We start from the raw sequence: 17,793 nt of genomic DNA on the forward strand, positions 1-17,793 counted from the left end.
CCGTCGCACGGTCGGACAGCAGTGCCAAGGGTGAACCTCGGGCGCTCCCGCCGTTTCCGGGTCGTGGAACTGCCACTGTGGCCGGGACGAAGGGTTCGGCTCGGTGCCGCTGGGGGGCAGGCGTGACGGTTGGGGGAACCCGCGGTGTGCCGCGGCACGTGGCGTGCGTGATGGACGGGAACGGCCGCTGGGCGGCACGGCGGTCGTTGCCGCGTACGTCGGGTCACCGTGCCGCGGAGACGACGGTGATCGACGTCATCGAGGCGGCGCGGACGGCCGGCGTGGAGTGGCTGAGCCTGTACGCGTTCTCCACCGAGAACTGGCAGCGCCCGAGCACCGAGGTCGACTTCCTGATGCGGCTGGTCCGCCGAGTGGTGCGCAAGCACGCCGCGTTGCTGCACGCGCGCGGGATCCGCTGCCGGTTCCTCGGCGTCGCGGATCCGCGTATTCCCCCGGCGCTGACCCGGGACTTCGCCGATCTGATGACGCTGACCGGCGAGAACCGGGGTTTGACGCTGACCGTCGCGTTCGACCACGGCGGGCGCCGGGACATCGTGGCGGCGGCCCGCTCCCTGATCCGCAGCGGGGTGCCGGCCGAGGCCGTGGACGAGCGGAGCTTCGCCGCTCATCTGCCGTTTCCCGACACACCCGACGTCGACCTCGTCATCCGCACCTCGGGGGAGCAGCGCATCTCCAACTTCATGCTCTGGCAGGTCGCCTACGCGGAGTGGATGTTCCCGCCGGTGCTCTGGCCGGACTTCCGCGCGACGCACTTCCTGGAGTGCCTGCACACCTATCAGCAGCGCGACCGCCGCTTCGGCGGCGTCACGCCGTACACGAACGGAGAACGACACCCGTGACGGACACGGCCCGCAACGAGCCCGGCGACACCGGCGACACCTCCGGCGCCGGGGGTGATCGGCTCTTCGGCCCGGGCAGCCGGTTCGAGGCGTTCTTCAACGATCCGCGCTGGGCGCTGGCGGTCGTCCGGGCGACGGTGCTGGAGGCCGCGCACCCGCAGGTCGGCGCGGCCCTGGTGGACAACTCCACGTTCCTGACCCACCCGTGGCGGCGGCTGCGCAACACGGTCGTGAGCCTGCAGCGGATGTTCGGGGCCGACGACGGGGTACGGCGCAAGGAGGCGGCGCGGCTCAACCGGCTGCACGCCCGGATCAGGGGCACGGACGCGCGCGAGAGGTCCTACGACGCGACGGATCCCGCGGTGCGGGCCTGGGTGGTGGCGACGCTCTTCGAGAGCAGCGTCACGATGTGCCGTCTCAGCGGACAGCCGCTGGAGCAGACGGACATCGAGCGGCTGTACGCCGAGTTCCAGGCGTATCTCGCGGCCTTGGAGGGGGACGCCCGCCATCTGCCCGCCACGGTGCACGAGTTCTGGCCGTACTACGACCGGGTGGTGGAGGAGGAGCTGGAGAACACGGAGGCGATGCGCGTCATCCTGTACCGGCTCTTCGACCACCTGCCCGCGCCACCGCTGCTGCAGGGTCTGCCCACCCTGTGGGCGGCAGGACGGGCCGTCGCCGGACCCCTGATCGGCGTGGTCACCGTGGCGTCCCTTCCGGAGCCGTTCCGCCGCCGGGCGGGGCTGCCGGAGGTGCCCGGCGCACAGACCCTGATGCAGGGCGCGTACCTCGGTGTCGGCCTCGCCCGTTTCCTGCCGAGCGGCTGGCTGCGCGCCGAGGCCCTCGCCGACCTGCTCACCCTCTCCCCCGACGGTGACGACCCCCGGGCCCGGACGATCGGTGCGCTGCGGGACCGGATGAAGCGGGCGGGGGCCCTGGTACGGCTGATCACTCCCCTTCCGCCGGAGCCGGACCCCGATGCGGGAGGCACCGCGCGGCGCGGCGCGGAGGAGTTCTTCGCGGCGGTGCTGGACCAGACCGGGGACGGGTACCTGGACTGGCCCGACCTCGCCGCCATGGCCCGGGAGATCGCGGGCCGGCTCGATCTGGACGAGCCGGAGGAGACGCGGCTCTACGACGCCTTCGCCGGCTGGTGGCGGGAGCTGCAGGCGGCTCTCGACACCGACGGCGACGGCCGGGTCAGCGGCCCGGAGTACGCGGCGGCCGTGCCGTCGCTCGCGGGCCCCGCCCTGATCCGGGTGGCGGAGGTGCTCTTCGACGTCACGGACGCCAACGACGACCAGCGCATCGACGCGGACGAGTACCGGGCCCTGTTCCGCAGGGGCTTCCGGCGGGACAGGACCGACGCGGACGGCACGTACGAGCGGGGCGCGTTCGTGCGGGACTTCCTGGCCTTCATGGCGGGCCGGGAACGCTCGTCCCCCTACGACCCGCTGCTCGCCGACGCCTGAGGCGGGTCCTCGGCGGGCCGCGCGGTCAGCCGAGGCCGAGGACGCGCAGGGTGCGTTCGGCCATGCGCTGCTCCCCGAGGGCGTTGGGGTGGACCGGGACGACGTTCAGCCCGAACAGGAGCGGCTCGATCCACCGGGTGCCGACGGGTTCGCAGGCGTCGTGCCCGGTGGAGGCCTCGGCGAAGTCCACGTACGTCGCCCCCGTCTCCTCGGCGGCCCGCTGGACCACCGCGTTGAGGTGTGCCTGCAGCGCGTGCAGGTAGGGCACGTCGCCGGTGGCGACGGGGAGTCTGACGAAGCAGGACGGGTCGGCGGTGGCGGGCGTGATCCACGGGTAGCCGAGCACCGCCACCCGGGCGTGCGGGGCCTTGGCGCGCACGCTGCGGAGCGCGGACTTCAGCGCGGGGTAGGTGGTGGCGTCGATCTCGTCGTCGAAGGACGTGCCGTACCGGTCCTTGCAGGGGCTGCCCTTGCCGCCGCTGAGGACGCCCGCGGTACCGCAGGCGGTCACGGCGTTGATGAAGGTGCCGTTGTCGTTCCCGCCGATGGTGAGGGTCACCAGGTCGGTGTCCTCGGTGAGGGCGTCCGTCTGGGGGGCGACGCCTGGGTACTGGGCCTCGGTGAAGTCCTTGGTCCGGGCGGCCCCGCAGGTGACGTCCGTCAGCCGTGCGGCGGTCCGGGCGGCGATGACGTGGGGGTAGTTCGCCGTGGAGCGCAGGCAGAGGGGGCTGGTGACGTCGACGGGGAGGACGCCCGAGGCGGCGCTGTAACTGTCGCCGAGGGCCGCGTAGTCGAGGGTGGCCGTGGCCTGGGCGGGGACCGCGGTAAGGCCGAGGGCCAGTGCGCCGACGGCCGCGGAGGCGGCGGTGAGGACTCGGCGCAGGGCGGGCATGGGCATGTGGTGCTCTCCCTTCTCGGGCATGGAGGTGGCTCGGGCACCGAGGCTGCTCGGGCATGAGGGTGTCGTGGGCATGGCGGTGCCGTGGGGCGGGCGTGCGGGAGCGGACGTGCGGGAGCGCGGGACGGCGTGGCTCGATCGAGCGGAACGGCGTGCGGGCCACGAGGTGGCGGCCGGGTGAACCGCGAGGTTACCGCGGGGTACTACCGCTAGGTAATGTGAGGCCGCCGACACGCCGAGTCAACAGCGGCGACAGAAGTTCTTTGAAAGTCGGACCGCACCTGATAGTGCGTGCGAAACCGGGGCACCCGTAGAGCAGGACCACCGTCAGCAGCTGGAGGCCGCCATGATCGCCCTCGGCATCATCCTGCTCATCATCGGCTTCATCACCGGAATCAACATCCTGTGGACCATCGGCATCATCCTGCTGGTGGTGGGAGCCATCCTGTGGATCATGGGGTCCATGGGGCACGCGGTCGCCGGCCGCCGCCACTATTGGTGAACGGCGACGTGTGATCCGTCCCGGCGGGCGCCTCAGGGCGCCCGCCGGGCGGCGTTGTCCGGGGACCGCGCGTCGCCGTCAGGCCGGTCGGAGCGCCCGGTGGAGATCCCGGAGCAGCGCGATCTCTGCACCGTGGTGCAGCACCTCCTGGTTGACCCACCACACGATGTCCTGGAACGGCTCCTGCGCGTCGCTGCCGTAGGGGTACGCGCAGTACCCGACCGTATCCAGCGCGACGTCGTCCGTGCCCAGCAGCACGTCCCGCCAGGCGACGGCTCCTGAGGCGAACGCCTCGACGGCTCCGGCTGCGTCCCCGCGGACGGGGTGCTCCTCGCGGCTCGCCGTGCGGCTGCCGGTGGTGTGGTCGGCGCGCAGCACCAGCATCTCGGTGAGATGGCTCAGGCGCCAGGCGATCGTGGTGACCGGCGGTGGCCAGGGATGCGGGTGCGCGGCGGCGTCGCGGCCCCAGTCCCCGGCACCGGTCAGAAAGGTCGCCCGCGGTCCCGGCCCCTCCGTCCGCGGCCGGACCGACCAGCAGCCGGGCACCGGCTCCCACAGGTACTCCTCGTCGGTGAGGGGCTCGACCCTGGTGTGCGCGCCGTCGCCGCTGTCCGTGAACGGACCGCGCAGCCGGCCGAGGAGCCGCTCGCACGCGAAGTCGAACTGGTCCAGCAGCGGGCGCAGGCGGGGCGGTGTCGTCGTCCGCTGCTCTCCGGGAGGGTGGGCGGTCACCTGCCGGTCCGCCGGGCGTACGTGTCCGTGGCCGCCACCAGCGCTTCGGCCACGCCAGGGGCCCCGGCGTGGTGACCGGCGTCGTCCACGATCACCAACGCGCTGTCCGGCCAGGCGTGATGGAGCCGCCAGACGATGCCGAGAAGGTTGCCGAGGTCGAGGCTGCCCTGGACGAGGGTGCCGGGGATCCCCTTCAGCCGGTGGGCGTGGCGCAGCACGGCACCCTCGCACTCGGCGCCCTCGTCTCCCCCGCCGTCGCCCAGGAAGTGTCCGTTGCCCCAGTAGTGGGTGACGGTGCGGGCGAAACCCTGGCGGAAGACCGGGTCCTCGAAGCGCTCGACGGAGCGTGGGGGCGCCGGGATGGTGGCCGTCTCCCAGTCCGTCCACGCCCGCGCGGCCCGCTCCCGCACCTCGGGGTCGGGGGATTCGAGCAGCCGGTTGTAGGCCGCGGCGAGGTCGCCGTCCCGGTCGTCGGCGGGCAGCCCGGACAAGAACGCCTGGAAGGCCGCCGGGAACAGCCTGCCGAGCCCCCGGGTGAGCAGCTCGACCTCGGCGTCCGAGCCGGTGGCGACCCCGGTGAGGACCAGCTCGGTGACGACATCGGGGTGGATCTGGGCGTAGCGCAGCGCGAGGACGGAGCCCCAGGAGACCCCCCACACCAGCCAGCGTGCGATGCCGAGGTGCCGGCGCAGCAGCTCCAGGTCGGCCAGGAGGCGGTCCGTCGTGTTGACGCTCATGTCGGTGCCGGGCCGGCCGGCGTGCGGGACGGACCGGCCGCTTCCGCGCTGGTCGAGCAGGACGATGCGGTAGGCGTCCGGGGCGAACAGGCGGCGGGCGTACGGGGAACTGCCGGAGCCCGGTCCGCCGTGCAGGACGAGGGCCGGCTTGCCGTCCGGGTTGCCGCACGTCTCCCAGTGGACGTGGCTGCCGTCTCCCACGTCGAGCGTGCCGTGCGCGTACGGTTCGATCTCCGGATAGAGAGGCATCCGGGCACCGTAGCGCGCCCCGCGCCGCCTTGTCCGGGGGATTTCGGCCCCGCCGGGTGCGGGCGACTGTCGCGGATGCGCCGCGGAATTGTCCGTGATCGGTAACAGCGGGATCCCCCGCCCGTCCCCCACCGTCCTGCCAGGTGCGAGGCATCGGTACGGCGGATGCGCGGCATCACACGGCACGGACGACAGACGCAGGGGGCGGGACGGACATGGCGCGGCATGGCAGACGGGGATGGTACGGCCGGGTGATCGCGGCGGCGGTCGGGGTCACGGCGGTGGCCGCCGCCACCTCGGTGTGGACCGCGCAGGCCGGCCAGAGCGGCGGCCAGGCCTCGCCGGCCGGACCCGCGAAGCCGAAGGCGGCGGCCGTGTCCACGGCCATCGCCCACGCCTCCGACCGGGGCGAGCACGCCGTCAACATCACCATCGACGACGGCCCGGACCCGGTCTGGACGCCGCAGGTGCTCCAAGTGCTGCGGGAGAACGGTGTGAAGGCGACGTTCTGCATGGTCGGCACCCAGGCGCAGGCGCACCCGGACCTGGTCCGGCAGGTCGTGGCCGCCGGGCACCGGCTGTGCGACCACACCGTGTCGCACGACACCACCATGGACACCAAGTCCCAGGCCTACCAGGCGCAGCAGATCGTGGACGCGGAACGGCAGATCACCAAGGCGTCGGGGGGCGTGCGCCCGATGTACTACCGGGCGCCGGGCGGCGCCTTCACGCCGTACAGCCGGAAGCTGGCGGCCTCGCACGGGATGCGGCCGCTGGGCTGGAACGTCGACTCGAAGGACTTCGAGCGGCCGGGCAGCGACGCGATCGTCTCCACCGTCAGGAGCGAGGTGGCCAACGGGCCCACGATCCTCTTCCACGACGCGGGCGGCGACCGTTCCCAGACGGTGGCGGCGCTGCGGACCCTGCTGCCCTGGCTGAAGCAGCAGGGGTACGACTTCGGTTTCCCCGTGCGCTGAGAAACCGGCGCCGGGCCGGCCCGCCCCTCTTGTGGGCGTGTTCATGCAGCAATTAGCCTCCGAGGCGTTGTGCACAGCGAAATAGTCATTGCGCATGTTGCAACGCCTCATCGGAGGAAGACTCCATGAACCTGTCCGTCCGTCTCGCGGCGTGCACCGCGCTCGCCGCCGCCCTGGCCACCGCCTGCGCACCCCGGAGTGCCGGTACCACCTCCTCCGCCACGGACGCGAAGAGCGGCACCCTGCGGGTGTGGCTCTTCCAGGAGGTCGATGACCAGCCCAAGCGGCACGTGGTCGACGCCGTCCTCGCCGGTTTCGAGAAGGCGCACGAGGACACCGAGGTCAGCGTCGAGTACATCCCCGTGGAGACCCGCGCCCAGCGCATCAAGGCCGCCTTCAACGACCCGAAGTCCGCGCCGGACGTCGTCGAGTACGGCAACACCGACACCGCCGGCTACGTACGGGACGGCGGACTCCTGGACGTCACCCGGGAGTTCGACGCCTGGAGCGAGGCACGGGACACCGACCCGACCGCCCGGCGGTCGGTCACCGTGGACGGCCGGGTCTACGGGGCGCCGTACTTCGTGGGCGTCCGCGCGCTGTACTACCGGACCGACATCTTCCGCGAACTCGGCCTCGCCGTACCGAGATCGCAGGCCGAGCTGGTCTCGACGGCCAGGCGGATCCACGCCGAGAAGCCCGGCCTGTACGGCCTCGCCGTCGGCGGCGCCTACACCTACGGCGCGCTGCCGTTCATCTGGGCCCACGGCGGTGACCTGGCCACCGGCGAGGAGGGGTCGTACGCCTCCGCCCTCGACCGGCCCGCCGCCCGGAAGGGCATCGAGGCCTACACCTCGCTCTTCGGCGACGACAACTGTCCCGCCCCCCGTTGCGCGGGCATGACCGGCAACGACACGGTGACCGCCTTCGCCTCCGGCAAGGCGGCCATGGCGATCGGCGGCGACTTCAGCCACGCGGCCGTCGAGGCCGGGAAGGTGAGGGGGAAGTACGCGGTGGTGCCGCTGCCCGGGGTGAGGCCCGGCTCGATCGCACCGGCTTTCGCGGGCGGCAACAACATCGGTGTCCTGAAGAGCACCGCGCACCGCACGCTCGCCGTGGACCTGATGAAACGGCTCGCCTCGAAGGCGACGCAGCGCGGCCTCTTCGACGCCATGGGCTTTCTGCCGACCTTCACGGACGTACGGCGGCAGGCCGCGGCGAAGGAGCCGTTCGTGAAACCGTTCGTCCAAACCCTCGCCGCCGGCACCGAGTTCGTGCCGGCCTCGCCCGCCTGGGCGCAGATCGACTCCTCGCTGGTGCTGCCGACCATGTTCCAGGAGATCGTCAGCGGCAGGAAGGACGTGGCGACGGCGTCCAAGGACGCGGCGCGCAAGATGGACGACGCCTTCGGCTCCGCCGGATGAGCCGGGTGGCGACGCCTTCCGGGCGGGCGGCCGCGAAGCGCCACGGGAACGGGTGGACGCCCTGGCTCTACCTGGCTCCCGCTCTGCTGGTGCTGGGCGGACTGCTGGTCTACCCCGTCTACCAGCTCGGGCTGATGTCCTTCCTGGAGTACACCCAGGCCCAGGTCAGCGGCGGGGAGCCGATCCGCTTCCGGGGGCTGGCCAACTACACCGAGCTGTTCGCCGACGACCGGTTCCGGCTTGTGCTGCTGACCACGGTGGGCTTCGCGGCGGCCTGTGTGGTCTCCACCCTGGCGGTGGGCTGCGCGCTCGCCGTCCTGCTCACCCGCGTCCGCGCCCTCCCCCGCCTCGCGCTGATGCTGGCGGCGCTGGGGGCGTGGGCGACCCCGACGGTCACCGGCTCGACGGTCTGGCTGTTCCTGTTCGACCCCGACTTCGGCCCGGTCGACCGCCTGCTGGGCATCGGCGACTTCTCGTGGACGTATGGCCGCTACAGCGCCTTCCTCCTGGTCCTGCTGGAGGTGGTGTGGTGCTCCTTCCCGTTCGTGATGGTCACCGTCTACGCCGGCATCCGCGCCGTACCCGCAGAGGTGCTGGAGGCCGCCGCTCTGGACGGCGCCTCGCAGTGGCGGATCTGGCGCTCGGTGCTCGCGCCGATGCTCCGGCCGATCCTGGTCGTCGTCACCGTCCAGTCGGTGATCTGGGACTTCAAGGTCTTCACCCAGGTCTACGTCATGACGGGCGGCGGCGGCACCGCCGGCCAGAACCTGGTCCTGAACGTCTACGCCTACCAGAAGGCCTTCGCGTCCTCGCAGTACAGCCTCGGCTCGGCGATCGGCGTCGTGATGCTGCTGATCCTGCTCGCCGTCACGCTGGGTTACCTGCGGCTGCTGCGCCGCCAGGGGGAGGAGCTGTGAGTCCCGTGCGTCGTCCCCCACGCCGTCGCCGGCCACGGCTGCCCTGGCGGCCGGCGGCCGAGGCGACCGCGCTGCTGGTCGCCGCGGTCGTCGCGTTCCCCCTGTACTGGATGCTGCTGAGCGCGGTGAGACCGGCCGGGGAGATCGAGTCCACCGAGCCGAGGCCGTGGACGTCCGCGCCCTCGCTGGACTCCTTCCGGCGTGTGTTCCGGCAGCACGACTTCGGCCGGTACTTCGTCAACAGCCTCCTCGTCGCGGTGAGTGTGGTGATCGCCTCCGCGCTGATCGCCTTCCTCGCCGCCACCGCCGTGACCCGCTTCCGGTTCCGCTTCCGGACCACCCTGCTGATCATGTTCCTGGTGGCCCAGATGGTGCCCGTGGAGGCGCTCACCATCCCCCTGTTCTTCCTCATGCGGGACCTCGGCCAGCTGAACACGCTGGGTTCGCTGATCCTGCCGCACCTCGCCTTCTCGCTGCCGTTCGCGATCTCGATGCTGCGGGGGTTCGTGCGCGCCGTCCCGGAGTCCCTGGAGGAGGCCGCGTACCTCGACGGGGCGAGCCGGGCGCGCTTCCTGTGGCGGATCCTGCTGCCGCTGGTCCTGCCGGGCCTGGCCGCCACCAGCGTGTTCTCCTTCATCTCCGCCTGGAACGACTTCCTGTTCGCCAAGTCGTTCATCATCAGCGACACCTCGCAGTCGACGCTGCCGATGGCGCTGCTGATCTTCTACAAGCCGGACGAGCCGGACTGGGGCGGGGTCATGGCGGCGTCCACGGTGATGACGGTCCCGGTCCTGGTGTTCTTCGTCCTCGTCCAGCGCCGGCTGGTCTCCGGACTGGGCGGAGCGGTGAAGGACTGATCCCCGGCTGTCACGAACGGGGCCGGTGCCGTGTCCTGGAGAGGTGCGCGTCGGCGCACCGGGCCCGGTGGCGGTCGTCGGTTCCCGTACGGACGCGGAGCGGTGAACGGAGCAAGCGATGAAGATCGTGGTCGTCGGAGGTACGGGGCTCATCGGCTCCCAGGTGGTGACACTGGTGCGGGGGAACGGGCACGAGGCCGTGGCCGCGTCCCCCTCCACGGGGGTGAACGCCCTCACCGGCGAGGGGCTGGCCCAGGCGCTGGAAGGCGCGGACGTGGTCGTGGACGTGTCCAACTCGCCGTCCTTCGACGCCGGGCCGGCGCTGGAGTTCTTCACCCGTTCGGCGCAACACCTTTTCGGCGCCGAACGGGAGGCCGGGGTCCGTCACCACGTCGCGCTGTCCATCGTCGGCGTCGACCAGGTGCCCGACTACGGCTACTACCGGGCCAAGGTCGCGCAGGAGGAGGCCGTGCGCGCCGGCGGCGTGCCCTACACCATCGTGCGCGCCACCCAGTTCTTCGAGTTCATCGGCCCGGTGATGGACATGTCGACCGAGGACGGGCGGGTACGACTGCCGTCCACCCGGCTGCGTCCGATGGCCTCCGCGGATGTCGCGGCCGCCGTCGCCGAGGCGGCCCAGGGCGAACCGGCGAACGGCGTCCGCGAGATCGCGGGACCCGAGGTGCACGGGCTCCACCGGCTCGGGGAGATCACCCTGGCGGTGCGGCCGGACGGCCGCACCGTCGTCAGGGACGAGAGCGCCGGCCTGTTCGCGGGCATGCCGGACGTGCTGACCGGCGACGACACCGCGCACCTCGCGTCCACCCGGTACGAGGACTGGCTCGGGCGGCAGTGACCGTGCGGCGGGGGGAAGCCTGAGGTGGGGGGTGCCGGACCTGTCTGCGAGCATGGCCGTGTGGACGGGTATCCGGCCTCCGGCGGGGCCGAGCCGGTGGACGCGCTCGACGTGGCGCCGACGCCCCGGACGGCGGTGGCGTGGCTGCCGCCGCCGGAGCTGTGGGCGCCGATCCAGGACATCCGCTGGGAGCACGATCCGCAGGTACGGCGGTGGCCGCCGCATGTGAACCTGCTGTTCGGTTTCGTGCCGGAGGAGGAGTTCGAGCGGGCACTGCCGCTGCTCTCCGCCGGCGCGGCACGCAGTACGGCGTTCACGGCGCGCCTGTCCGGAGTACGCAGCTTCCGGCACCGGCACTACGCGACGGTGTGGCTCGACCCGGCCGCGGCCGACCCGGCGCCCTGGGTCCGGCTCCGGCGGGAGCTGAGCGTGCGGTTCCCCCTCTGTCACGGGCGCAGGGGTGACTTCACCCCCCACCTCTCCCTCGGCCGCACCAAGGATCCCCGGCCCCTGGCCGCCGAGTGCGCCGCCCGGCTCGGCACGCTGACGGCGGAGGTCGAGGAGGTGGTGGTGCTCTCCCGGCGCGACGAGGAGCCGATGCGGCCCCGGGCGGTGATCACCCTGGGCACGGGCGAGGTCCGCCGGACGCGGGAGTACTGATCGGATTCCGTGGCCGGCCGCCCGGCACCCCGCGGCACCCCGTGACCGCTCCGCACCCACCCCACAGGTCCTCCGGGCTCCCTGCGCACAGCCCCCCAAGCCCTGGGAAAACCGCTGGCCAGGCTGTTGGTGTTCCTGCTGGGATGCGGTCATGCACCTGGATGACACCACCGCCGTGGACCGGGGCCGCTACCCGGACGCGGTGACCCCGTGGGAGCGGGAGTCCTGGCGTACCGAGGCCCTCGCATGGGTGGCCGGCCACCTCGCCACGCACGGCCTCCGCCCGGACGGCGCCCCGCGGGTACGGCTGAGACCGTGGTCGGTCCTGGCCCGGATACCGGTCTCGGGGCCGGAGGCCGGGCCGGGACGGGGGGCCGGCGACGAGCACGGCGCCGGCGCGCGGCACGGGACCGGCACGGGGCAGGGCGTCGGCGTGGGACAGGCCGTCGTCTGGTTCAAGGCCAACCCTCCGGCCAGCGCGTTCGAGGGGCCGTTGACCGCCGCGCTGGCCCGCTGGGTGCCGGAGCACGTGCTGCGGCCGCTGGCCGTGGAGGCCGAGCGCGGCTGGATGCTGCTGCCCGACGGGGGCGACCTCTTCCGGGCCGTGCTCGACCGGGAACAGGTCGCGCCGCGGGACTGGGAGGCGCTGCTGCGCCAGTACGGGAGCATGCAGAGCGACCTCGTACCGCACGCCGACGAGATCGAGCGGCTGGGCGTGCCCGCCGCCCGGACCCGCGACCTGCCCGAGGTGTTCGACAAGCTGCTCGCCGGGAACGGTGCGCTGACCCCGGACCAGCGCGCCCGGCTGGAGCGTCTGCGGCCCCGGCTCGCGGACTGGTGCGCGGAACTCGCCTCCGCCGGCATCCCCGACACGCTCGACCACGCCGATCTCCACGACGGCCAGCTCTTCCGGCCGGCGCCGGGCCGGTTCACCTTCTTCGACTGGGGCGACGCCACCGTCTCCCACCCGTTCTGCAGCCTGCGGGTCCCTGCCGAACGGGCCCGCGACCGCTACGGACCGCAGGTGCTGCCCCGGCTGCTCGACGCCTACCTGGAGCCGTGGACGGGCCGTGGCCGCACGGCGGCGGAACTGCGGCGCGCCGCGGAACTCGCCTGGCGGCTGAGCGCGCTCGGCCGGGCGGACTCCTGGGGCCGGATGTTCCCCGACGCCTCCGGCGCCGAGCCGGGAGCCGCGGAGGGTGCCGCCTGGCTGCTGGAACTGCTGGGGGAGCCGCCGTTCCGTTCCGTCTGACGGCTCCCCCCGGCGGCGGGCGGGTCAGGGCAGCGGTGTGCCGCCGGTCGCGTTGAGGATCTCCCCGGTGATGAAGCTCGCCTCGGGGGAGGCGAGGTAGACGTAGGCGGGGGCCAGCTCGGCGGGCTGGGCCGGACGGCCGAGCGGGCTCTGCTTACCGAACTCCGCCGTGTCGGGCATGGTCGAGGGGATGAGCGGGGTCCACACCGGCCCGGGTGCCACCGCGTTGACACGGATGCCGCGCTCGGCGACCATCTGGGCCAGCCCGTGGGTGAAGGTGACGATCGCCCCCTTGGTCATCGCGTAGTCCAGCAGGTGCGGGCTGGGCTGGTAGGCCTGCACCGACGTGGAGTTGATGACGCAGCCCCCGGCCGGCATGTGCGGCAAAGCGAACTTGGTCAGCCAGAACATCCCGTACAGGTTCGTCCGCATCACCCGGTCGAACTGCTCGGTGCTGATCGCCTCGATGCCGTCGGGCTGGGACATCTGGTAGGCGGCGTTGTTCACGAGGACGTCGATCCCGCCGAACTCGGCGACCGCCCGCTCGATCAACGACCGGCAGTTGTCCTCGTCGCGGATGTCGCAGGACACCGCGACCGCCTTGCGGCCCGCGTCCTCCACCAGCCGGGCCGTCTCGCGGGCGTCGTCCTCCTCCTCGTCGAGGTGGGTGAAGAGCACGTCGGCGCCCTCACGGGCGAAGGCGATCGCCACCGCCCGTCCGATGCCGGAGTCCCCTCCCGTGATCACGGCCTTGTGGCCCTCCAGCCGGCCGGTGCCGCGGTACGACTCCTCACCGTGGTCGGGCGGCGGGTCCATCGGGCCGGTCCAGCCGGGGTGCGGCTGCTCCTGGGAGGGGAAGTCGGGGCGGGCGTGCTGTGTGACCGGGTTCGGCCGGTCACCCTGCTGGTCCGTCACGGTGGTCTCCTGCGTCTCGCTGGGACAGGTCAGACGACCGGGTTCCCTCCCGGGGGCGGGTGAAAAGCGTCCCGCGCAGGTCAGGCGGTGGGCGCGTCGTGGCCGCCGGTGGCGCGCAGCCGGTCCCTGCGGGCGAGGTTGTAGATCCGCAGGAGGTGCTTGGCCACGGCACAGGGCGCGGCGTCGGCGTGGCACTGGCGGCAGGTCCGCATGTGCTGCTCGTAGGTGAAGCGCGCGTTTTCCAACGCGTCGTTGACAGAAGACATGGACTTCTCCGGGCAGGGCGCGTCCGGGGACGGCGCCGAGTTGACTGACTGGTACACCCGGAACAAGGTGATCATGTTACTGCCGGTACTGGGAAACTCGTACGGTCGGCGCCCTCGCCGAGCGCCCAGAGCGGCCCCGCCCCTCGGCCGGAGGCGACGACGAGCGGCATGACCTCCGCCGCACACCGACCGCGCGTTCGCACTCCTCCAGGGCCGGGGACGCGTCCCGCGGCGCCGATGCGTCGCCTCCTCCCTCCAGCCACCGCACACCGCCCGCACCCGGGGACGACGGCCGGACGGGCGCGCCGGTTGAGCGGTGCGCGGGTCACCCGGGTCCGGCGGCCGCAGGACCCGTGGGAGGCCATGTCGGCGGAACGCTCCGTCACGACCGAAGCCGGCCGCGAGCAGCACACCAACCGCGCGTTCGCACTTCTCCAGGACCGGGGACGCGTCCCGCGACGCCGATGCGTCGCCTCCTCCCTCCAGCCACCGCACACCGCCCGCACCCGGGGACGACAGCACGGACAAGCGCGCCCGCTGGGCGGTGCCCGGGTCACCCGGGTCCGGCGGCCGCGGGACCCGCGGGAGGCCGTGTCGGCGGAACGCTCCGTCACCCGGCACCTCGCCGGCCCGGCGGCGGCCGGGGCGGGCTGGTTGCTCAAGCTCGCGGTCGCGCCGGGCTCGGACGCGCCCGTCACGCGCTACGACGTGCCGCCCGTGCCGCCCGTGTCGGCGACGGCCCGCCGGCCCTGGGGGCCGCGCCGCTCCCCACCGCCGCAGGCGCCGGCGGGGTGCACCAGCCACGCGGCGGCCACCGTCGGCGAGACCGCCGCGCGGGCCGGACCGCGCCCGGCCTCCGTGCCGGCCCCCTCGCGCTTCCGGTGAACCCCGTGCACGCGCCGAGCGACGAACTCGCCTACCGCGCCGTGGTGTTGACGTTCACGGCGGGCACGCGGCACACCGGGAGCCGGGTCCGCTTTGGTAAGATCGTCCCACGGCATCGCGTGTCGGTCACCGGCCGGGTGAGGCATGGAGGTGCCCGTGAGTTTGCCCTCGGAGGCATTCCACTCATGTCAGTCGAGTTGAACCACACCATCGTCCACGCCCGGGACAAGCGGGAGTCCGCCGAGTTCCTGGCCCACATCCTGGGCCTGGAGGTCGGGCCCGAGTGGGGCCCGTTCGTCCCCGTCGACACCAGCAACGGGGTGACCCTGGACTTCGCCACGATCCCGGCGGAGTCGATCGTCATGCAGCACTACGCCTTCCTCATCTCCGAGGAGGAGTTCGACGCGGCCTTCGCCCGCATACGCGAGGCCGGGATCGAGTACTACGCGGACCCGCACGGAAAGCAGCCGGGCGAGATCAACCGTTACTTCGGCGGCCGGGGTCTGTACTTCATGGATCCGGCCGGACACGCGATGGAGATCATCACCCGCCCCTACGGCAGCACCGAGCCGCCGGCGGGATCCTGAAGTGCCGGGCGGGCCGGGGCGTGGACCCCGGCCCGCCCGGTCGGCCGCCCCCGGCCGGCACACGGCACACTGTGCGGGTGAACGACTTCCGCGTGGTGCACCGCGAACCCGCCCCCGACCGGTACGGACGCCTGCGGGCGCAGACCGACGACCTCTCCCCCGCCGACTGGCTCACCGAACACGGCCCGGGGCAGGGCGCCTTCGGCACGGTGGCGGCGGTCGCCGCGCCGGGCTTCGCGGCGTACGCCCGGATCCTGCACCCCGCCCGGCTCGACGAGCGGCCGGTGCGCTGGTCCACGGTGGCCGCCGCCCACGGGACCCGGCTGACACCGGTCACCCGCTGGCACGAGGTCATCGGAGCGGACCAGGTGTACGTCGACCGCTCCGACCACGGCCTGCCCGGCGTATGGGACGAACACCCCGACGAGGGGCCGACCCCGCCGGATGTCGCACGGGTCCTGCTGCCCGCCCTGGCCCGGCACACCGCGACCGCGGACCGGTGCTGGTTCGGACTGTGGTCCGGGTACGGCCGCTGGGAGTGGGACCGCTTCCCCGCCTTCGAGACCCCGGGCCGGCACGAGGTCCTGCTGGCCGGCCGACTGGCCGACGCCGTCTCCCCGGTGGACCTGGACGAGTTCGCGGAGCTTCCCGACCTGTGGTGGCCGCAGGACCGCGCCTGGTGTCTGGGCGGGGACGTGGATCTGGTCAGCACGTACGTCGGCGGCTCGCCGGCCCTGATCGCCGACCTGCTGGCCACGGCGGACCTGGAGGCCCACCCCGTCCACCCGGACGACCTGGTCGGCTGAGCCGCTCCGGAATGTCTCGCTTCCCCGAACGCGGGCGGCGACTGCAACAGCCTGCCGTGGCGGCTCCGTCCGCTCACCCGGACCGGCTCGGCCTGCCGAGACGGACGCGGGACGCCGCCCGGACGGCGTCCCGCGTCCCCCCGACCTCGCCGTCCCCGCCTAGGGGTTGACGACGGTGCCGCCGAAGGTCACCGCGAGGCGGCCGTCGGAGGCGAAGGACCAGCCGAGGGCACCCGCGTACGAGGAACAGCGCGAGCCGTTGGTGCCGGTCCAGAACTGGTCGGAGCGGTCGGTGTTCCCGACGGTCTTGTCGTTCGAGCCGCGGACGGCGAAACGGCAGGAGGTGTCGTCGCGGAACACCGAGGTGCCGGCGTCGAAGGAGAAGTTGCGCTGGGCGTTGTCGATGCCGACGTTGTGGGAGATCGTCATCGTGCCGGGGTTGCTGTTGTAGGTGAACCCGTGGTGGCCGTTCTTGTAGGCGATGCTGTGCTGGACCACGTGGTTCACCGCGATGTCGTCACCGCCGAGCTTGTAGCCGTTGCGGTCGCCGTTGGAGTTGACGGTGCCGTCGCTCAGCGTGCCGTTGTCGTAGGACAGGGAGTACTCGATGGTCACCGGGCCGATCGCGCCGGTGTCCGTCTTGGTGTACAGGTCCCAGCCGTCGTCGATGTTGTGGTGGGAGACGTCGTAGCGGAAGACGTTCCCGGTGCCGGTGGTGAGCTTCGCGGCGAAGCCGTCGGCGTCCTCGCCGTCGGAGTCGGCGTTGTCGTGCGACTCCGAGCTGACGATCAGGTTGTCCGACGGCCACTGGGAGCTGGGGGTGCTGGAGGCGATCCGGCCCAGTTGCAGGCCCGTGTCCCGGTTGTAGGCCGTCACCACCCGCTCGACGACGTTGTCGCTGCCGCCGACGTAGATCCCGTTGTCCCCGGCGTGCTGGACCGTGAGGCCGTACAGCCGCCAGTGGTCGGCGAACAACTGGACACCCCGGCTGGAGGGGCTCTCGCTCTGGCCGGAGAAGTCGAGCACCGGCTTCTCGCCCGGGTAGGCGGAGAGGGTGGTGCGCGCGCCGGAGGTGCCGTCGCGGCCGGCCGGGATGGTGACGGTGGAGGAGTAGGCGTACGTCCCGCCGCGCAGGTAGACGGTGCCGCCCGGCGTGATCCGGCCGATGGCGGAGGTGAGCGTGGTCGGGGCCGACTCGGTGCCGGCCGCGCCGTCGGTGCCGGTCGGTGACACGTAGAGCACGGCGCCGGTGGCGGCCGTGGCCACGTCCGCGTCGAGGTAATCGAGGTTGGGCAGGCCCTCGGCGGTGGTCGGGGTGAGGCGGATGGTGTTGCCGCCCGCCTTCACCGGAACGGTCAGCGTCTTGGTCGCCCAGGTGCTCCAGGCGCCGGTCGCCTCGAAGGAGGCGGTGGCGGCCGTCGTACCGTTGACCGCGAGGGTGGCGGGCCGGGCGGTGGTCGTGCCGTTGGCGAAACGGATGCCCAGGGTCGCGGTGCCGGCGTCGGCGGCGTTCACGGTGAACTGGGCGTATTCGCTCGTGGCGTTGGTGCCGTTGCAGAAACCGCTGCCGGAGTAGCCGGGCCAGTCGGAGTCGACGGTCCCGGTGCAGACCGTGGAGGAACTCTCGGCCTCGTAGCGGGTGGCGGCGGCCTCGGCCGTAGTGCCGGACAGCGCGACGAGCGCGCCGGCGAGCAGGCCGGCGCACGCGATGGCTGGTCTCAGTTGCATCGGCTTGTCTCCCTGCGGGTTGGCTCGGGTGTGCGGATGCGGTGGTCCAGGGGGATGAATCCGGTGGCCTGTCATGGCAAGGTGGAGCGTGCACGGAAAGCGCTTTCCCCCTGGACCTTTCCGACGGTAGGGAGACGTCATGCACGCGTCAACCACCGCGTACATGATTCATATTCAGATGTATGGATCCCCAGGGAAGTTGACCGGTGATTT

19 protein-coding genes are annotated in these 17,793 nt (G+C 72.6%); 13 read left to right on the forward strand and 6 right to left on the reverse strand.

Annotated features, from left to right (window positions below; translation table 11 throughout):
• Nucleotides 1-122: 122 nt before the first annotated feature.
• Together uppS and ACZ4VF_RS00280 are read left to right on the forward strand one after the other, a co-directional pair.
• The gene (gene uppS / locus ACZ4VF_RS00275; RefSeq protein WP_467922183.1) at nt 123-860 is read left to right on the forward strand and encodes a polyprenyl diphosphate synthase; all 738 of its coding nucleotides are present in this window, start codon (nt 123-125) and stop codon (nt 858-860) included.
• Nucleotides 857-2,332 carry an oxygenase MpaB family protein gene (locus tag ACZ4VF_RS00280; RefSeq protein WP_467922184.1) on the forward strand — a complete coding sequence of 492 codons (1,476 nt, stop codon included), beginning with the start codon at nt 857-859 and terminating at the stop codon, nt 2,330-2,332. The genes uppS and ACZ4VF_RS00280 overlap by 4 nt, the downstream gene beginning before the upstream one ends.
• Nucleotides 2,333-2,357: 25 nt before the next feature.
• On the opposite strand, the gene ACZ4VF_RS00285 is transcribed toward ACZ4VF_RS00280, so the two are convergent.
• On the reverse strand, nt 2,358-3,230 hold the full coding sequence (locus ACZ4VF_RS00285; RefSeq protein ID WP_467922186.1) for an SGNH/GDSL hydrolase family protein: 873 nt from the start codon (nt 3,228-3,230) through the stop codon (nt 2,358-2,360).
• Nucleotides 3,231-3,576: 346 nt separating this feature from the next.
• Here ACZ4VF_RS00285 and ACZ4VF_RS00290 point away from each other — a divergent pair, with 346 nt between their 5' ends.
• On the forward strand, nt 3,577-3,732 hold the full coding sequence (locus tag ACZ4VF_RS00290) for a DUF6131 family protein (protein ID WP_467922187.1): 156 nt from the start codon (nt 3,577-3,579) through the stop codon (nt 3,730-3,732).
• Nucleotides 3,733-3,810: 78 nt separating this feature from the next.
• On the opposite strand, the gene ACZ4VF_RS00295 is transcribed toward ACZ4VF_RS00290, so the two are convergent.
• Nucleotides 3,811-4,464: a DinB family protein gene (locus ACZ4VF_RS00295; RefSeq protein ID WP_467922188.1), complete on the reverse strand. Its 654-nt coding sequence runs from the start codon at nt 4,462-4,464 to the stop codon at nt 3,811-3,813.
• Nucleotides 4,461-5,450, reverse strand: coding sequence for a prolyl aminopeptidase (gene pip / locus ACZ4VF_RS00300; RefSeq protein WP_467922189.1), 990 nt, complete (start codon nt 5,448-5,450; stop codon nt 4,461-4,463). Before pip ends, ACZ4VF_RS00295 begins: the two co-directional genes overlap by 4 nt.
• Before the next feature lie 215 nt (nt 5,451-5,665).
• On the opposite strand from pip, the gene ACZ4VF_RS00305 reads away from it, so the two are divergent.
• The 7 genes from ACZ4VF_RS00305 (at nt 5,666) to ACZ4VF_RS00335 (ending at nt 12,393) form a co-directional block, all read left to right on the forward strand.
• Nucleotides 5,666-6,427 (forward strand): polysaccharide deacetylase family protein, encoded by a 762-nt coding sequence (locus ACZ4VF_RS00305; protein WP_467922190.1) that lies wholly within the window; start codon nt 5,666-5,668, stop codon nt 6,425-6,427.
• Nucleotides 6,428-6,552: 125 nt separating this feature from the next.
• Nucleotides 6,553-7,851, forward strand: a complete 1,299-nt coding sequence (locus ACZ4VF_RS00310) for an extracellular solute-binding protein (RefSeq protein WP_467922192.1) — start codon at nt 6,553-6,555, stop codon at nt 7,849-7,851.
• Complete coding sequence (locus ACZ4VF_RS00315; RefSeq protein WP_467922193.1) at nt 7,848-8,768, forward strand: carbohydrate ABC transporter permease; 921 nt, start codon at nt 7,848-7,850, stop codon at nt 8,766-8,768. Before ACZ4VF_RS00310 ends, ACZ4VF_RS00315 begins: the two co-directional genes overlap by 4 nt.
• A 5-nt stretch (nt 8,769-8,773) precedes the next feature.
• The gene (locus ACZ4VF_RS00320) at nt 8,774-9,625 is read left to right on the forward strand and encodes a carbohydrate ABC transporter permease (RefSeq protein WP_467922194.1); all 852 of its coding nucleotides are present in this window, start codon (nt 8,774-8,776) and stop codon (nt 9,623-9,625) included.
• A gap of 118 nt (nt 9,626-9,743) precedes the next feature.
• Nucleotides 9,744-10,481: an SDR family oxidoreductase gene (locus ACZ4VF_RS00325; protein WP_467922196.1), complete on the forward strand. Its 738-nt coding sequence runs from the start codon at nt 9,744-9,746 to the stop codon at nt 10,479-10,481.
• Nucleotides 10,482-10,541: 60 nt separating this feature from the next.
• Nucleotides 10,542-11,141, forward strand: a complete 600-nt coding sequence (locus ACZ4VF_RS00330) for a 2'-5' RNA ligase family protein (RefSeq protein WP_467922197.1) — start codon at nt 10,542-10,544, stop codon at nt 11,139-11,141.
• Nucleotides 11,142-11,292: 151 nt separating this feature from the next.
• The gene (locus ACZ4VF_RS00335; protein WP_467922198.1) at nt 11,293-12,393 is read left to right on the forward strand and encodes a phosphotransferase; all 1,101 of its coding nucleotides are present in this window, start codon (nt 11,293-11,295) and stop codon (nt 12,391-12,393) included.
• Between the two features lie 24 nt (nt 12,394-12,417).
• Here the strand turns inward: ACZ4VF_RS00335 and ACZ4VF_RS00340 are convergent, their stop codons facing one another.
• Together ACZ4VF_RS00340 and ACZ4VF_RS00345 are read right to left on the reverse strand one after the other, a co-directional pair.
• Nucleotides 12,418-13,308: an SDR family oxidoreductase gene (locus ACZ4VF_RS00340; protein ID WP_467922199.1), complete on the reverse strand. Its 891-nt coding sequence runs from the start codon at nt 13,306-13,308 to the stop codon at nt 12,418-12,420.
• A gap of 80 nt (nt 13,309-13,388) precedes the next feature.
• Nucleotides 13,389-13,574, reverse strand: a complete 186-nt coding sequence (locus ACZ4VF_RS00345) for a hypothetical protein (protein WP_467922200.1) — start codon at nt 13,572-13,574, stop codon at nt 13,389-13,391.
• Nucleotides 13,575-13,937: 363 nt separating this feature from the next.
• Between ACZ4VF_RS00345 and ACZ4VF_RS00350 the strand changes: the two genes are divergently transcribed.
• The 3 genes from ACZ4VF_RS00350 to ACZ4VF_RS00360 all read left to right on the forward strand — a co-directional run bounded on the left by ACZ4VF_RS00350 (nt 13,938) and on the right by ACZ4VF_RS00360 (nt 15,852).
• Nucleotides 13,938-14,459 (forward strand): hypothetical protein, encoded by a 522-nt coding sequence (locus ACZ4VF_RS00350; RefSeq protein WP_467922202.1) that lies wholly within the window; start codon nt 13,938-13,940, stop codon nt 14,457-14,459.
• Between the two features lie 185 nt (nt 14,460-14,644).
• Nucleotides 14,645-15,046 (forward strand): VOC family protein, encoded by a 402-nt coding sequence (locus ACZ4VF_RS00355; RefSeq protein ID WP_467922203.1) that lies wholly within the window; start codon nt 14,645-14,647, stop codon nt 15,044-15,046.
• Between the two features lie 77 nt (nt 15,047-15,123).
• Entirely contained in the window at nt 15,124-15,852 is a 729-nt protein-coding gene (locus ACZ4VF_RS00360; protein WP_467922205.1) for a hypothetical protein, read from the forward strand.
• A gap of 159 nt (nt 15,853-16,011) precedes the next feature.
• Here the strand turns inward: ACZ4VF_RS00360 and ACZ4VF_RS00365 are convergent, their stop codons facing one another.
• Nucleotides 16,012-17,580 (reverse strand): carbohydrate-binding protein, encoded by a 1,569-nt coding sequence (locus ACZ4VF_RS00365; protein WP_467922206.1) that lies wholly within the window; start codon nt 17,578-17,580, stop codon nt 16,012-16,014.
• Between the last annotated feature and the right edge of the window lie 213 nt (nt 17,581-17,793).

Source organism: Streptomyces sp. NPDC029151 (assembly GCF_055564315.1).

Excerpts from the sequence above, each read along its gene's own strand:
- ACZ4VF_RS00345 (WP_467922200.1), bottom strand. The coding sequence starts at position 13,574 with ATGTCTTCTGTCAACGACGCGTTGGAAAACGCGCGCTTCACCTACGAG.
- ACZ4VF_RS00335 (WP_467922198.1), top strand. The coding sequence starts at position 11,293 with ATGCACCTGGATGACACCACCGCCGTGGACCGGGGCCGCTACCCGGAC.
- ACZ4VF_RS00365 (WP_467922206.1), bottom strand. The coding sequence starts at position 17,580 with ATGCAACTGAGACCAGCCATCGCGTGCGCCGGCCTGCTCGCCGGCGCG.
- ACZ4VF_RS00305 (WP_467922190.1), top strand. The coding sequence starts at position 5,666 with ATGGCGCGGCATGGCAGACGGGGATGGTACGGCCGGGTGATCGCGGCG.
- ACZ4VF_RS00290 (WP_467922187.1), top strand. The coding sequence starts at position 3,577 with ATGATCGCCCTCGGCATCATCCTGCTCATCATCGGCTTCATCACCGGA.
- pip (WP_467922189.1), bottom strand. The coding sequence starts at position 5,450 with ATGCCTCTCTATCCGGAGATCGAACCGTACGCGCACGGCACGCTCGAC.
- ACZ4VF_RS00315 (WP_467922193.1), top strand. The coding sequence starts at position 7,848 with ATGAGCCGGGTGGCGACGCCTTCCGGGCGGGCGGCCGCGAAGCGCCAC.
- ACZ4VF_RS00350 (WP_467922202.1), top strand. The coding sequence starts at position 13,938 with ATGTCGGCGGAACGCTCCGTCACGACCGAAGCCGGCCGCGAGCAGCAC.
- ACZ4VF_RS00310 (WP_467922192.1), top strand. The coding sequence starts at position 6,553 with ATGAACCTGTCCGTCCGTCTCGCGGCGTGCACCGCGCTCGCCGCCGCC.
- ACZ4VF_RS00355 (WP_467922203.1), top strand. The coding sequence starts at position 14,645 with ATGTCAGTCGAGTTGAACCACACCATCGTCCACGCCCGGGACAAGCGG.
- ACZ4VF_RS00325 (WP_467922196.1), top strand. The coding sequence starts at position 9,744 with ATGAAGATCGTGGTCGTCGGAGGTACGGGGCTCATCGGCTCCCAGGTG.
- ACZ4VF_RS00285 (WP_467922186.1), bottom strand. The coding sequence starts at position 3,230 with ATGCCCATGCCCGCCCTGCGCCGAGTCCTCACCGCCGCCTCCGCGGCC.